This window comes from Bifidobacterium sp. ESL0800, assembly GCF_029395355.1.
In the GTDB taxonomy this organism is placed as follows: Bacteria; Actinomycetota; Actinomycetes; order Actinomycetales; family Bifidobacteriaceae; genus Bifidobacterium.
This window is the reverse complement of sequence record NZ_CP113913.1, coordinates 1,788,399-1,804,020: the sequence shown is the minus strand read 5'-3', so window position 1 is coordinate 1,804,020 and position 15,622 is coordinate 1,788,399. Positions and strand designations below refer to the sequence as shown.

Below are 15,622 nucleotides of genomic sequence, written 5' to 3'. Positions count from 1 at the left end.
GGGACGCAGGGGTGCCAGTGCTTCAACCTTCTGCCTGCCTGTTCAGTTTCTTGGCGTAAAGCCACGCGATTTTACGCTCGTTAGGATAGCTCAGCACGTTGTCAAGGTCGTCGAAATCCACCCAGATGGCGTCTTCGGCCTCATGGTCGGGGTCGCCTTCGACGGTGAGGAAGCCGCCGATCTGCCGAAGTGCGAAATGGTGGACGAGCTTGTGTACGCGCTCTGCCTGGCCGGTGAACCAATAATCGATGGTGGCGATGGAATCGATGACCTCGCCTAATATGCCGGTCTCTTCGTGGACCTCGCGGACGGCGGTCTGCTCGGGAGTCTCGCCCTTTTCGATATGGCCTTTCGGCAGGCACCATTCGAGGTGGCCGCTGCGCGAATGGCGGGCGATGAGCGCGACCCGGTTGTGGGAATCGAAAATCAAGCCGCCGGCTGAATATTCGCGGGCCACCGGCAGTTCCTGGGCGTCGAGCGTGGCGAACTTGGTCGGACCATGGCCGGCGCGGTGATGTGGCATCATCTTCGGCGTCGGCGCACCGTCCGGTTCGATGAAACGGACGATATGACGTTCGGATTGCGAAGTATACAGTAATGTGTCGGGCTGGTTGAGTCTGTTGCCGTCGTCACGCCTGTCGGAATTCTCGCCATTCGCGTTTTGGGCATGGTTGCCCGAGGCGTTGGCCATCATACGAGCCATGTCTGCGGGCGTTATCATACAACCTAGCTTACTCAGAAGGATGTGCAGGTAGGGTAACGGGATGGCAAAGGGCACAAAACCGGCCGGAATCAGGGTGAAGGGACTAGCGATTTCCGCTTTTTGCTTTAGAGATATCGCCGGTAACCGGCTGTTCTGCTTGACTTGTGCAGTAAACCGGTACGTGCTCCATCACAGTGGCTTGATGGCCGGAAACCTACTCCAAGTGGCATGAATGACCGGTTTGCGGCACAAAAACTGGCAGGGCGGTTGGATATTGATTGATGTTGGCCAATTGCCGGCCGATTGCCGGCATGCGGCGCGGGCAACGGTGACGGTATGCTGGAAGTCGCGTGAAATTCGAGCGTTGGAGGCAAATCGTGAAGTTTGAGGTGTGGCCTGAGGCCATTGAGCTGGGGCACATGTTCGCGGAGCAGGGCTACGAGCTTTCGCTGGTGGGCGGGCCCGTGCGCGACCTGCTGTTGCACCGCAAAAGTCACGACCTCGATTTCTGCTCCTCCGCCCGGCCCGAGCAGTTCGAACCGATTCTCAAGCGTTTCGGTCACGATGGTTTCTGGGATATGGGCCGCAAGTTCGGCACCTTGGGCGCGATGCGGCGTCGCAAGGACGGCACTGAAGTCAAGGTCGAAGTCACCACCTACCGCTCCGATAAATATGATCCCGATTCGCGCAAGCCGGTCGTTGAGTATGGGGACTCGCTGGAAGGCGACCTTTCGCGGCGCGATTTCACCGTCAACGCGATGGCGTTGCGCGTGCCCGACCTTGAGTTCGTCGATCCGTTCGGCGGTGCCAGCGATCTGGCCAAAGGCGTTCTGCGCACGCCGGTCGACCCGCGGCAGTCTTTCGAGGACGACCCGCTGCGTATGATGCGCGCGGTGCGGTTCGTCGCCCAGCTTGGCTTCCGCATCGAGCCGGACACCGCCGAAGCCATCACCGATATGGTCGACCGCATTTCCATCGTCTCCGCCGAGCGCGTGCGTGACGAGATCACCAAGCTGCTGCTCTCCGAGCGCCCGCACGAGGGTATCGAGGCGCTGGTCGACTCCGGCTTGGCCGATATTGTATTACCTGAGATTCCTGCGCTGAAGCTGCAGATCGACGAGCATCACCGTCATAAGGACGTTTTCGAGCACACGCTGATGGTGCTCGACCGCGCGATCGCCCTGGAAACCGGCCCCGACGGCCCTGTTCCCGCGCCTGATCTCACGTTGCGTCTGGCCGCTTTGCTGCACGATATCGGCAAGCCCGCCACGCGCCGCTTCGAGCCGCACGGCAAGGTGAGCTTCCACCACCACGACGCGGTGGGCGCGAAATTGGTGCGCAAGCGCTTGAAGGCGCTGCGTTTCGACAAGCATCTTATCCAGGACGTCAGCGAGCTGGTGAATCTGCACTTGCGTTTCCACGGCTACGTCGATGAGCCTTGGACGGATTCCGCCGTTCGCCGGTATGTCAAGGATTCCGGGCATCTTTACGAGCGCTTGAACCGGCTTACCCGCGCCGACGCGACCACACAGAACAAGCGCAAGGCGCTGATGTTCTCGGACGCGATGGACGAGCTCGAGGCCCGCGTCAAGAAGCTTAAGGAACAGGAGGACTTCGACGCGATCCGCCCGGACATCAACGGCAACGAGATCATCGAGATCCTAGGCGTCAAGCCCGGCCCGGCAGTCGGCCGCGCCTACAAGCACATGCTCGATTACCGTCTGGACCACGGCCCTGCCGACCACGACACCGCCGTCGCCGAGCTCAGGCGTTGGGCCGCTGAAGTTGGCTTAGTCTCCGAATAGCCGAATTGATGGCCCTGATGGCCGCGAAGAAAAGTCGTGCAGGCTGCCAGCTGAACCGACGACCCGCAATAAGTGCTACTTCTTTTGGCGGAAATCCTTGGGCAGCTTGGCCTTGTCGATTTTGCTGGGCAGTGTGCAACCTGGAATGTTTTTGATTTTAGAGTCTTGGGGCGGCACTGATTTTTTGGGGGTCAGGTCGCTGAATGTCGAGCCGATGGCCACGCTGACGACCCCGTCCGTCCTGCTGTCCATCACCAGTTCGGCGTCGGTGAAGTTGCTGTAGACCGTATAGGCCTGCCACATGTTGTTCACCCCGTAGTAGATGGTGGTCCGCTCCACTTTTCGCGAAGGGAAATCGCCGACGGCGGAAACGTTGAAATTACGATTCCGCAAGGCCTCGCCTACCGCTCCCGCAAGACCCACCGATTTGGTGCCGTTCAGCACGTTGACTTCCACGCTCCCGTTTGGCTGGTATGTGGCCGGGCTTTTCTTGGGGTCTTCAGATGCGCAGACAAGCGGTGCGCCGTAGTTGGTCTGTGCCTGTGGCACGTCTGCATTGCTTTTGCCGATGGTGCGGAAGAAGACGAGGAACGAGACCACCAAGGCCACGACCAATACGGCCGCAATCGTTGAAAATACACGCACCTGACGGTGATGCACGTACTCCTTGCGCGCCTTGCGTTCGTCGCTAAATTGCTGCATTGTTCATTCCTGTCAACCCGTGCCTGCGCCATTCCTTCAAACGCGCGTCTTGCCCGGCGTGCAGAGGATTTGGCGAAATACCGACGTTTTTACTTTACCGTGAGAGTGTGACGCACAGAAGATACCGTCGATGAAGATTATTTCTTGTATATCATAGTAAAATTCGTTGGATTATATTGACTTGTGGACGATAAAAGGAACAGAGGAAGTCAGTTCTCAACCGCTGCGGCCAAAGCGGCGAATTCGTTGACGGTCAAGGTCTCGCCGCGTCTGGTGGGGTCGATGCCGGCAGCCGTGAATGCCTCGGATGGCACCAGCTTTTTCAGAGCTGCGTGAAGGGTCTTACGGCGCTGGCTGAAGGCGGCGTCGATGAGTCGGAACACTTTCTCGCGGTTGGCTTGATGGGTGATAGACGAGGTGGGCGCGAATATGGTATTTGCTGATTGTGATACATTTTGGTCGCGCTTGTTGTCGTTGTCAAGGCTTGATTCTGCGGCAATCTTGCTTGTCGACGTGTTTTTGCCATCATAATTGCGATACCGCGTAAACGAAACCAGCGCGGAATCGACGTTCGGCGCGGGCCAGAAGACGTTGCGGCCGACGAGACCTACGCGTTCGGCCTGGCCGTACCACGCCAGTTTTACGCTTGGGGTGCCGTAGATTTTTGATCCCGGCTTGGCGGCGAGCCGGTCGGCGACTTCTTTCTGCACCATGACGAGAAAATGGTCGAGGTTTTCGAAGCGCTCAAGCAGCGTCAGCAGTATCGGAGTCGCCACATTGTATGGCAAATTGGAAACGAGGGTGAACGGATTGCCGGATGCCGTGTGGGTGTCTTCTCTCCTGTCGTCGGCGTCAGTCTGGCTGCTTGGTGTGTGCGTTGCGTTCGGCGCATTCGCTGCAAGCTCCGGCAGCGTCTCGGGGCTCAGGCTCATCGCGTCGGCGGTGACGACGGTGAGCCGGTCGGCCGCCTCCGGCATGAATTCGGCAACGGTCTCGGGCAGCCGTGCCGCCAGCGCCGGGTCGATTTCCACGGCCGTCACCGCGGCCCCGGTTTCCAGCAATGCCAAGGTGAGCGAGCCCAAACCCGGCCCGACTTCGAGCACGCGGGTATCGGCGGTGACGCCGGCTTCGCGCACGATGCGCCGCACCGTACCCGGGTCGATGACAAAATTCTGTCCGAATTTCTTGGTCGGGCTGATGCCGGCGTCCGCCGCGATACGCCGGATGTCCCCCGCCCCCAGCAGGTGGCCGTTATGTGCCGTCACGCCGTCTGTCACACTGCTCCCGTTCGTTGTTTGCTCACTCATACTTTCAAAGATACCCTTGGCGCGCGAATCGATGTGTTCGAGGCTTGGCCGATGCATGGCTAAAAGCGTCGGCTATTGCTTGCGTTTCTTCTTCTCAATATGAAATCGTAAGCGGTGGATGACGCTGACGCCTTTGCATAGTTGACTGACGGTGCCAGGCACAGCTTACGTTCCGGGATTCAAACGGCTCAGATTGAGTTGCTGCGATTGTTCTCAAACACGGGCCAAATGCGCGGATTGTTGACGTGACAGGTGATATCGGTAGCTGTCAGATTCGGTAACGAGCCAGCGCGATCCTCGCGTACGCGCAGGTCAGTAGGCGTGATGGGTTTGCCAGAAGCTCCAGGCGCCTCGTGGGCTGCCGTACGCGCTGTGAATGTAGCTCAGGCCCCAATCGATCTGGGTGCCGGCGTTGTCTTTCCAATCAGCCCCGAACGAGGCCATTTTGCTGCCGGGGTATGACTGCGGTATGCCGTATGGCGCGTTTTCCGGAGTGCCGTCCGCCATTTGCCGGTTCAGCGCGCTCCAGCTCCAACTGGATTCGAGGGTCCACATATTGATGAGCGGTTGGCAGTCTGCCTGGTTCCAGCCCCAATCACTGTGTTGCATCACCATTGCGCAGGCATACTCTTGCGCCGCCGCAGGGCTTGCATGCCACAGGCCGCCGTGACCGGGAGCTGAAGGTGCGGGTGCAGGGGCTGGCGCCGGTGCCGGAGCAGGCGTTGAAGGCTGCGACGGTTGGTTCGGCTGCTGTGCAGGTGCTGAAGGTGCCGGGGCTGACGAAGACGAATTGCCGGAGTCGTCTTTGCCCTTGTCCTTGTCTTTGCTTGTGCCGGAATCGCTGCTGCCGTTTGAACCGGTGCCGGTGCTGGAATCGCCATTGCCGCTGCCGCCGGTCGAAGGTGCGGGAGTAGCAGCAGCGGCCGGCCCGACGGCCACAATCTGGTCTACCGCCACTTGGGTGACGGTCTCGGATTGAAGCGTCGAGCTTTCGGCCTGGCCGTCGACATAGGTGACGTCGTAGACCTGCTGCTTGTTGCCGTTCTGGCCCGCCTGACGAATCTCGGTCTGGCCGGGCTGCAGGTTGGAATCGACCACGGTGCGTGTGGCGAACGGCACGGCGACGTCCTTCGTCTCCTGACCGTGCGTGACGCGTTGGACGCGCAGGATGGTCTGCCCGTTGTCCTCGCTGACGCTGACTCGGTCTTCCTTGCCGATGGTGATGTTCTTGGAATCGAGAATCGAGGCGGCCGTAAGCTTGCCGTTGGGTGCCACGCTGGTCTTGCCGTCGGCGATGACCGTGACCGGGCCGGCCTTGTTGATCACGAACCCGCCGGTGAGCTGGTTGTAGACGTTGGTGACATTGACCGACACCTTTGCAGCGTTCTTGGCGTTGGCCTTGAAGAAGCCGAGCAGCTGGTCGGCGCTGGTGGCGTACGTCCAGAAGGGCACGTCCTGGCCTTCGATGTTGATGGTGGACTGATAGGCGCTGCGCACGGTGACCACGTCGTGGTTCTTGAGGCCCGCCTTCTCGTCTGTCGAGTCGATGAAATCGTGGGTTTTGACCTTCACGCCTTGGGATTCAAGGAATCTGGGGACGGAGGCGGAATAGGTGGTCACGGTTTTGGTCGCGCCGTTGACCGTCAGGGCCACGCTCTTGCGCGCGGTGATGGCGAAGAAGACGATGCTGGCCAGCAGCACCACTCCCACGCAAATCGCCACGCGAACCCTGCGCAAGGTGACGAACCGCCGCGGAGTCCATCGACGTGCCATGCAAACCCCCTGAAATGATGTATCTGACATGTCGTAATGTACCGGCCATGTCTACTGCTATACCCAGTCTACAGTCTATCGGTTTCACCGTGAAGATTGCAATACGTATTCGGGTTGCGGGGGCAAGTTTTTACAAAGAAACCACAGCAAGTAACGAGTGCGATCGAACCGGTGCCGGGGTCCTTTGCGAAGCCGTCAGATGAATGGCTTCCAGTGGGAAAGCCCTTTAAAAAGGGGAAAGGGGCGGGAGAGAAGGGGATATTCCCGCCCCTAAAGGGCGAAGCAAATTGGGGGAAGTTTCGCCCTTGGACGTCGCTCCCCATATGGAAGAGGAACAACGCTTACTTACTCGAGCGCGAGTAATGCCGTCGGCGCCTCCTTCACGCCGGAATCGTTGGGTCTGACAATGCTTGCCGCCACAACGCACACAACCCACTCTCGTGGGCTTCACAACAAATTCATTACTGCCTCAGTTAAAGCGTGCCGTCTGCTCCAACTGAAAACATCTACAACACAAACAACTCATGTCTCTCACCGCAACATTGCACCGGTGAGCCTCCTGTCGGGATCGAACCGACGACCTGCCGCTTACAAGGCGGCCGCTCTGGCCATCTGAGCTAAGGAGGCGTTGGTTTCAATCGTATCCGACAAAACCAGACAGACCCTCACTTTAACAGCAAGGCTCGATTACTTGTGTGTTGGTCCGGTTTGTAGACCGGGGAATTTGAATCATCGATTTTCTCTCGCACGCAGTATTTGTGAAAGAAATAACATGGAATAGAAATTGTTCGTATCAAATAATGCGTAAAACGTTCTACGTATGATTTACTTTCTGAATACAACGATATCGGGAACTCAGAATCGTTGGTATGAATGGATTCTCGATATTTTTTTAGTTTTACGTCATATGGAAGGGTGTTGCGTTTTGCGCAAAACGACTTCGCCAAACGAGACAAAATTCGTCGGGTTTTGACTCATGATATATTCTAAAGAGCGTTGCTTCTCGCACATCTTTCATGGTGTTGCCTCTTTTAGAGGAATGTCATATAGCATGTTGGGGGTAGGAATGTTAGGACATGACTAGCCGGTAATGCGCAAAGGTACGGTAAGGGGCAACGTTGCTAGCGCAAAGAGTATAGAGGACGGAGTATGGCTCGGCATACAGGCAATGGCTACTACGTACAGGCGCCAGCGGATTCTTCTTGGTATGGCGGCGCCGACGTTGGCGATTTATTGATTCAGGCGCGGCAGGCGCAGGAAGCCAAAGAACGTAAGCAGCGTCGTATTGTCGGGTTCATTGCTTTTATCGTCGTCGTCATTTTCGTTGCCGTTATCGGTCTGGTGAGTTACCGTTCCATCGCCAAGCGCAACGCAGCGCAGAATGTGACCGAGGATCAGGCCTACAGCGCGTTGCAGAGCGTAAAGTTGAAACCTAAATTCGCAAACGACAAAGGCGGCATACTTTTTTCGAAGGCCGGTTACGGCAAGAAAACCGCGAATGCTCCCACGCTGGAAATCTACACCGATCCGATGTGCCCTGGCTGTGCCGTCCTGCATCAGCAGATGGATGCCACGTTGCGTGCGCTGCTGGATTCCGGTCAGATCAATCTTGAAATTCATCCCGTAACGTTCCTTGACAATATGTCGACGGACCATTATTCATCGCGTGCCGATAACGGCGTGGCCTATATTGCATCCAATGACCCGGATCCCAACCACCTTCTGGATTTCATCACCAACATCCATAGCGACGATTTCCAGCCTGAAGAGGCCGCCGACTACAAACCGGTGAACAACCGGCAATTGCAGGAGCAAGCCATGGCGGCAGGCGTCCCGGAGGATATTGCGAGCAAGGCTTTCGGCAACGAATACGAACCATGGCTTTCCGCCGCCGCGCAATACACGCTGCGCCGTCCGGAACTCAAGGACATCGGCGGCCAGTTCAAGGGCAAGCTCACCACGCCGGTGGTGGTCATCAACGGCAAGATGCTTGATATTTCGGGGATTTCGGACATCGGGCTCACCTATAAGGTGGCTATCCTTCAATCTATCGGCCTCGCCAATGAGGATATAGGTGTGGCCGGCAAGCAGCCGGCGATCGGCGCCGATGGCAATCCTACGTTCCCGAAGACCCAGCCCTCGGCGTGAATTACTCTGGTTTCGTATTCTGGTTTCGTATTCTGGCCTCGCGAATGTACTCTGATTCCGTGAGTCTGCATCTCGGTTCTTCGGTACGCTTTCAGCGGTTTGTCCGCATTTCAGTAGCTCGCTTTTGAGCAGACGCTCTCGTCTGTAGCCAGCCTTTGCCTTGGCGCGATGCCTTGAGTTTGCAACTTAATTCTGTGCCTTATAACCTTGGGCTCTTGGCTGATGCCCTCAGTCGGATGCCTCAAGCAGCGGTGTCAATCGCGAATAAAAATGGCGGCAGGCCACGCACGAATGGTGGTCTGCCGCCGTTTTTATGAGGCTTGGATCGGTTGGTCAGTCCAAGGATTCAGGTGCTCCGGTACCGATCCTCGGTGTAACGCCTTTCATGCCTACTTGCGCTTCCTTGATTCCCAGCTCCTTGAGCAGGGCCTGCTGCTGCGTGAGGCCGAGTTGCGACAACGAGCTCATATCCATGAGCTTGCCGTTGACCGTGACGGCCGGCGTGCTCAGCTGGCCATCGGTGTTCAGCAGATCCTTGCGCCTGATCGTGTAGTTGTAGGAGGCCTCAAGCCACTTGTTGTAAGTGCCGTTGAACGCCTTGCTGATCACGTCTCGAGGTACCCCGGCGGCCACAGCCTGCGCCTGAATCTGGTCATTGCTCGTAGCCTTGTAATCAGGGCCTTCGGCGGGCTGGTAGTCCTTCTTATAGAGGTTGCTGACGAAATCGAGCAGATGCTGCGTGCTCGGGTCGTGGCTGGCTACGTAGAGTATGGCTCCGGCCGCGCGGGTGGAGTACTGGTCGGTCGAATCCTGATCCAGGAAATTCATGACATGGTAGACCAGATTGATCTGGCCGGAATTCACCATTTTAGCGAGGTCGGTGTCGATCTGGCGGTGCAGTGAACCGCAACCGGGGCAAAGCGGATCCATGTAGATTTCGACGGTCGGAACCTTGTCGATCTTCTTGTTGTATCCATCCTTGGAAATCAGGATGCCGCCTTTGTCGTCGGCGTACTTCGGCTTGGTCTTGACCTTCTGCAGCGAAGAGTAAGAGGCGTCCGCGGTGACTTTTTTCGCTTCGTTGCTCTTGTGGATGGAGCGGAAGCTGACGGCAGCGACAATAACGACGAGGATGACGAGGATGGCCACGACGAGGGCGCCGATGATGGTCTGCTGCTTGCGTTCCTTGGCGGCGGCCTCCTCGAGCGCTTTCTGACGTGCCGCTTCCTCGGCCTGACGTCTGGCTCTCGTCTGGCGTTTTTGCTTCTTGTTATTGCCTTGCTGTGCCATATGTCCTTCTTTATGATTGCAAAATGCTGTCAACCGCCGGTTTATCCGCCGTTATGGCGACAACGCAACCAACGTACTGTAGACTCGATGCTTTCTTATTTTGCACGTACGGGTGGATGAAATAGTCTGAGAGCCGAGTGCGTTGATATTTTATTGCGGATATTGCAAGTTTGTCCAAATAGTAAGGTGCGTCTGCCTTGGTCAATGTGTATTACAATTGTGGATTTGGAAACGGAACCCAATCGATTTGGTGATTGGCGAGGGCGAACACAAGTGCCGCGAGCGTTGCTACCAGCCAAATCGCCAACAATAGCCAGTGGTGGGTCGAACGGTGTTTGGCGGATCCTGCGCTGTTTATGCCGATGTCGTCTTCGTTGCCGTCGGTATCGTTTTCTTGATTCTGCAGATTGCTGTATCCGTCATCTGCCGAATTCGGCGAACTGAACTCGGGTTGCGCTGCGATGTACGGTTGGTCCGGCTGGTAGGTGGCGCCCCGCAGTCGGCCGGCACCGATGCGCAGCGACGTGGCTTTTGGCCCGAAAGCCGTGACAAGCCATGCGGCGGCCATGAATACCGCCAGTGAAAGGCTCGAATAGGAAAGCGAAAGATCGGCGGGGAGAGGAAGCGGAAGGTTCAGGGAACCGGCCGACAACGCGACCATATGCGTGGGAAGTCCCGAAACCAGATTGAAGACCACCGGGCCCACGCCGGCGATGAAGACGAGAACCAGCGCTCGCGGGACGGTGAAGAGCAGGGCTTTGAGGATATGCCAGGGCAGGCTGACCGTACGCAGCGCTGTGTCCCCGCCTTTGCGGATACCGCCGCGTCGGCCTTCGCGCTCGAGTTGCGCTTCTTCGCTGTAGCCAAGTGTCAGAAGGAACCAAAGCAAGGCCGTGGCGCAGCAGATCGAGATAAGGGGCACCGAAGCCGAAAGCAACGCGAGCGGAATCGCCAGCAGCCAAAGCGGCAGAATCGAGCGCGAAAGAAGCTTGCCGCGCCGCACGTCAGCCGGGTTCGCAATCGGGGCCGATTCCATCGGTTGAGACATGGGCTGGAGCATGGGTTGAGGCGCTGGGGCGGCCTGCGTTTGTTGCGAAGAATAACTCGGCTGGGGCGTATAGACGGGTTGCGTGGGCTGTCCATATATATAGGGAGTAGGTGCGGGCGCGTAAGGCGCGGTCTGCACTGGCTGCATGGGCTGAGTTGACTGCACAGGCTGCAGGATTTGAGTGGCCGGTTCGAGCGTCATCGGCATCGTGCCGGCTTCTGTTTGGTCTGCCTGACCTGTCTGGTTTGCCGTGTTCGGCGCCGCGACAGGTAGCGGTGTGGTTGACTTGAGGACTCGCGTCGCAGCCGGGTCAAGCGGCATGGTGGCGGTTGCGTTGTCGTTTCCGTTTCCGACCACGCTCCCATCCTGCACCATCGCGGAAGTCGCCGTCAGATCTTGCGTCGAAGGCGGCGGCAAGGTTTGGGTGGCGTCGTCGCTTGGAAGTGACGACAGGCTGAGAAGTGTTTGTGGCGCTTGATGCATTGACGGTCGGGCGCTGTTGTATGCGGTTCCTTGCGTTCCGGCCAGCCGGTCTGTGGCCGGTCCGAATGGCATCGCTCGCGTTGACCCGCGTATCTGGTGGCGTTGCTGCCCCGTCGATACCGGGGTTGTGGTGACGGCGTTGTCGGTGGTGCTACCCGATATTGTATTACTATTTTGGGTCACAGCCGTAGGAATGTCGTCGGTCCAGGCGGAACGGGGATTATCCGTGGACGCGACCTGGGAAGCCGGATCAGGCCGAGGCGTTCGGCCAAAAGGGGGCACCACCCCTTCGGGACCGCCGTTTTCGTCGGCTTCGTCGTCCAGCTCACCGTTCTCGAACGGATTCAGCGCATCAAGCGTGACGGCCTGCAGCAGCTGGTCGGGGCTGCAGCGTTTGGCCGGGTCGGGATTGAGCGCGCTGCGCAAGGCGTTCAACGTGTTGGGTGGAAGGCCTGCGAGATTGGCGTTGCCGCTCGCCTCGCGCTCGAGCACCGCCATCATCGGCTTGCTGCCGAACACGGGCCGGCCGGTGGCGGCGAAGGCGATGACGCTGGCGAGCGACCACCAGTCGGTGGCCTCGTTGCTTTCCGCGCCGTCGATGATCTCCGGGGCGATGAAGCCAGGTGTGCCCATCACCAGGCCGGTGCGGGTGACGTGGCTTTCACCGGCGGACATGGCGATGCCGAAGTCCACCAGAACGGGGCCGGACGCGCTGACCATGACGTTGGTCGGCTTGATGTCGCGGTGGATGATGCCTTGGGCGTGCACCGCGCGGACCGCGTCGATGAGCTTGGAGGTGAGGCGCTGCAGGTCGTCGCCGACGTATCGTCCGTTCGCGGCCACATCGTCGCGCAGGTTTTTGCCCTCAATCAGTTCCGTGACAATGAAGGCGAGGGAGTCGTCGAGCTCCATGTCGACGATGGCGCAGACGCCGGGGTGGTGGATTTTGCGCATGGCCACCGCCTCGCGCCGCATGCGCTCGCGGGCCGTGACGTGCGGATCGCGGCTGCGGTGGTGCGGTTGGGCGCCTCGATCGCCATTTTGCCCGCCGCTGCCGTGCCCCGGCTGAGACGAATATGCACCAACCTTCCCGTTGCCTTGCCCGTAACCGGAAGTGCCATATTCATTGTCGGCCGCGTTGTTGTCTGTAAAATCGTAACCGGCGGAACCGTTGCCTGTCGCGTTGCTGTCCGCGTTTCCGTAGCCTTCAGGATTGCCTTCCGATGGCATATCATCGTTTTGATAATGATTATCGCCGGTTTCGTTATCGTCCTTGAGCGAATCCCGCAGAATCTTCATGGCGTATATCTGCCCGCCGTCGTCACGCACGCGCCAGACTGAACCCATCGCACCGCCGCCCAGCCGCGAGATCAGCGTATATCCGCCGACGATCTCTCCGGGTTCCAAATCCAACGCGTTCAAGTCGCTCATACCCTCATACTACCGAGGGCGCGAAACAGCTTCGGACTGGTTTGGCCGCGGCATAATGGCAGAAAAGCGTAAAAAGTGCCAATTAGCCCGTCTTAATCGCACTTTTTTCACTGGGCCGGTAGAAAAGTGCGTTTTAGGGAGACTAAAACGCACTTTTTGCACTTGCGCTGAGCGCTTGGAGCCGCCTACTCTGCCTTGATGGTGAAGCTGGTCTCCAGTTTGCCATCGGTGACGTTGAGTGTCGCCACTGATTCGCTGTCGGATTGTCGCCCTGCTTGTGAACCGGGCATCTCGATGATGGCCAGCGCCTCGCCGCGGTAGGTGCCGGTGCTGCCGGTGACGAAACTGCCCGGATTGTAGGGGGCCGCGGACCCGAACGCGACCAGCCGGCCGCCGCTGACTGTTGCGCTGAGAGTGCCGTGTTGCAGAGGTTTGGTGATGCCGGCGGCGTCGGTATAGCGCACGCGCACGTACGCCAGATGCCCAGGGCTGCAGGTGCCGGAAGCGTTGCTGTCCCTGCGTTTTGGTGTATCGGACGAAGAGTATTGGGACTCCTCGAAGCCGTCGACAGGCTCCATCGAGGCGGTGAGCTTCGTCGGCCCTTCGGCGCTGGTCACCGCGCACCGGCCGATTTCCGCACCGCTTTCGTCGAAGCTCACGGCCTCGAGGGTGCCGGGTTGGTAGGTGCAACCGAACCGTGCCAGGCAGTCATGCTGCAACGTCTTGCGTGCGATTTCCTTGCCGTTCAATATCAGGGCGACGCTCGCCGCGCGCGCGTAGACCTCGACGTCGGCCTTGTGCCCCTCATAGCCTTCCCAACTCCAGGAAGGCACGGCATCCGTCATTTTCCAGGCGCTCGGCGAATGCTTGTCGCCGGTGTGGTTCACCGGTCGCACCGCGAGGTAGGGGCCCTGGCTTTCTTCGAGCGCGACGCGGGTGTAGAGCGCCTCGCCGGTCACCCTCCCCGTCAGGTCGAGGCGGCCGGAGCCGGAAGTAAGCCAGCCGAAGCCGTTTTCCGTCGGGGCGTCATCCCCGTATTCCCACGCGCCGACGCCGGTTTCGCCCATATAATCCATGCCCGCCCAGACGAAATCGCCGATGAGACGCGGGTTGTCTTTGGCCATGGCCTTGAACCGATAGGCGTCGGCGCAGAAGGTTTCGGAACCGAGGATCAGGCGGTGCGGATAGCGGCGAAGGTCCTTGCGATAGCGCTTGATGCCGTAGTTGTAGCCGGCGATATCGAGCTGCGCAAACGCGTCGCGGGTCTTGACGTCGCAGGCGTGCAGCGTGGCGCCGGTTTTCATGAAATCGGCACCCATGATGCCCGCCAGATTATTGAAGAACTCGCTGCCCACGGCCTTGTGCTTGGATTTTGCCGACCCGTCTGTTGCGCGCGGAGCCACGCACGCTCCCGGAACGACGGACTCCCCGTGTGACGCCGAAACGTGCTCTGTGGATTGCGATTCGACCTCTTTGCGCGCCTTCTTGTCGGAATAGACGCCGAAGCCGATGGAGCTCAGGAAATTGAAGAAGATATTGACGCCGCAGGTCACCGGTCGGGTGGGGTCCAGGCTGTGCAGCAGGCCGACCATGGAACGGGTCAGCGCGATGCCTTTCTTTTCCGCGGTTTCGCTGACTTCGTTGCCGATCGAATACATGACGACGCTGGGGTGGTTGCGGTCTTTGCGGACCATGGCTTTGAGGTCGCCCTGCCGGTTGGCCTCGAAGTAATCGACATAGTCGTAGAGGGTCTTGTGGATGTACCAGTGATCGATGTATTCGTCGAGGACGAGCATGCCCAGCTCGTCGCAGGCCTTGAGCAACGCCTTAGAGCAGGGGTTGTGGGCCGAGCGGATGGCGTTGTAACCTTGGGCCTTCAGCCCTTGGACCTTGCGTCGTTCGGCGTCGTCGAATGCGGCGGCCCCGAGTATGCCGTTGGTGTGGTGGACGCATGCGCCTTGCATGATCGTGCGCTCGCCGTTGATCAGGAATCCGTTGTCGCCCCAGTCCAGCGTGCGTATGCCGAACACCGTGCTGGCGGTGTCGGAGGTTGCGTTGGTTGCGATGGCACTGCCAGAGTTGCCGGCAATATCTGTGGTGGTCTTGACGTCGGTAGCGTCGGTGGCCGACTCGTGGCTTTCAGCCTGATACGTTACTTGGCAGGTGTAGAGGTTCGGGTGCGCGGGACTCCAAAGTTGCGCGTCAGGAATATCCAACGTAACCGTTGCTTGGCCTTGTGCGTCGGTTGCGCACTCGACGGATGCCGTCGACGTATCGATATCCCGCTCCCCCGCGAAAATTTCGATATGCGCCCTGCCGGCTCCGGTGGTCTGCAGCGTGATTTCGACCTTCGCAGGCTCCGTCGAAATCGTGCGTACCCCGACGCCTTCGAAACGGATATGCTCGCGCGGCCCTGTCCAAAGCGTGACCGGCCGGTAGATGCCGGCTCCCGAATACCAGCGGGAATTGGGTTGGTCGGCGTTACGTGCCACCACGCGGATCTCGTTGTCCTCGCCGATGGTGACCAGGTCGGTGACGTCCACCGTGAACCCGCTGTATCCGTAGTCGCATGAACCGGCTTTCCTGCCGTTGACGAAGACTTCGGCGAGCCGATAGACCCCCTCGAATTCGAGGATCATGGCCTTGCCGCGCAGCGCTTCACCGGGCTTGAAGTGGCGGACGTACTCGTAATCCCGTCCGTCGAACCACCCCGTGTTGGTGCCGCCCGGCGCGTCTTCAAAGCGCGGCTCATAGAGCATGGCGTCATGCGGCAGCGTCACCGGCGTAAACGCCTCGTCGCTGCTCAGGTGACGGACCTGCCAGTGTCTGTTCAATCCCGTTGGCTGCATAAGGTCTCTTTTCTGCTATTTCTATTGATACTACTGTCTTGTGCGGCTTCGAAGAAAAGGCGTCCATGATTTCTTTTTTGCGC

8 protein-coding genes, 1 tRNA gene and 1 pseudogene are annotated in these 15,622 nt (G+C 58.9%); 2 read left to right on the top strand and 8 right to left on the bottom strand.

The window, feature by feature from the left end:
- Positions 1-22: 22 nt before the first annotated feature.
- Complete coding sequence (locus OZX75_RS06970; protein ID WP_277145927.1) at positions 23-721, bottom strand: NUDIX hydrolase; 699 nt, start codon at positions 719-721, stop codon at positions 23-25.
- 359 nt (positions 722-1,080) lie between these two features.
- Between OZX75_RS06970 and OZX75_RS06965 the strand changes: the two genes are divergently transcribed.
- The gene (locus OZX75_RS06965; RefSeq protein ID WP_277145926.1) at positions 1,081-2,508 is read left to right on the top strand and encodes a CCA tRNA nucleotidyltransferase; all 1,428 of its coding nucleotides are present in this window, start codon (positions 1,081-1,083) and stop codon (positions 2,506-2,508) included.
- Between the two features lie 75 nt (positions 2,509-2,583).
- On the opposite strand, the gene OZX75_RS06960 is transcribed toward OZX75_RS06965, so the two are convergent.
- The 4 genes from OZX75_RS06960 to OZX75_RS06945 form a co-directional block, all read right to left on the bottom strand.
- A complete protein-coding gene (locus OZX75_RS06960) occupies positions 2,584-3,210 on the bottom strand; it encodes a LytR C-terminal domain-containing protein (protein ID WP_277145925.1) in 627 nt (208 codons plus the stop codon).
- A 209-nt stretch (positions 3,211-3,419) separates the two neighbouring features.
- Positions 3,420-4,517, bottom strand: a complete 1,098-nt coding sequence (gene rsmA, locus OZX75_RS06955) for a 16S rRNA (adenine(1518)-N(6)/adenine(1519)-N(6))-dimethyltransferase RsmA (protein ID WP_277145924.1) — start codon at positions 4,515-4,517, stop codon at positions 3,420-3,422.
- 312 nt (positions 4,518-4,829) lie between these two features.
- Positions 4,830-6,290: a resuscitation-promoting factor gene (locus tag OZX75_RS06950; protein WP_277145923.1), complete on the bottom strand. Its 1,461-nt coding sequence runs from the start codon at positions 6,288-6,290 to the stop codon at positions 4,830-4,832.
- Positions 6,291-6,843: 553 nt separating this feature from the next.
- A tRNA-Thr gene (locus OZX75_RS06945) sits at positions 6,844-6,917 on the bottom strand.
- A gap of 522 nt (positions 6,918-7,439) precedes the next feature.
- On the opposite strand from OZX75_RS06945, the gene OZX75_RS06940 reads away from it, so the two are divergent.
- Entirely contained in the window at positions 7,440-8,438 is a 999-nt protein-coding gene (locus OZX75_RS06940) for a DsbA family protein (protein ID WP_277145922.1), read from the top strand.
- A 333-nt stretch (positions 8,439-8,771) separates the two neighbouring features.
- Here the strand turns inward: OZX75_RS06940 and OZX75_RS06935 are convergent, their stop codons facing one another.
- From OZX75_RS06935 to OZX75_RS06925, 3 genes and pseudogenes are all read right to left on the bottom strand, one after another.
- Positions 8,772-9,728, bottom strand: a complete 957-nt coding sequence (locus OZX75_RS06935) for a DsbA family protein (RefSeq protein WP_277145921.1) — start codon at positions 9,726-9,728, stop codon at positions 8,772-8,774.
- 1,873 nt (positions 9,729-11,601) lie between these two features.
- Positions 11,602-12,690: pseudogene (locus tag OZX75_RS08685) on the bottom strand (serine/threonine-protein kinase); the annotation flags it as partial.
- A 185-nt stretch (positions 12,691-12,875) separates the two neighbouring features.
- Entirely contained in the window at positions 12,876-15,539 is a 2,664-nt protein-coding gene (locus OZX75_RS06925) for a glycoside hydrolase family 2 TIM barrel-domain containing protein (RefSeq protein ID WP_277145919.1), read from the bottom strand.
- Between the last annotated feature and the right edge of the window lie 83 nt (positions 15,540-15,622).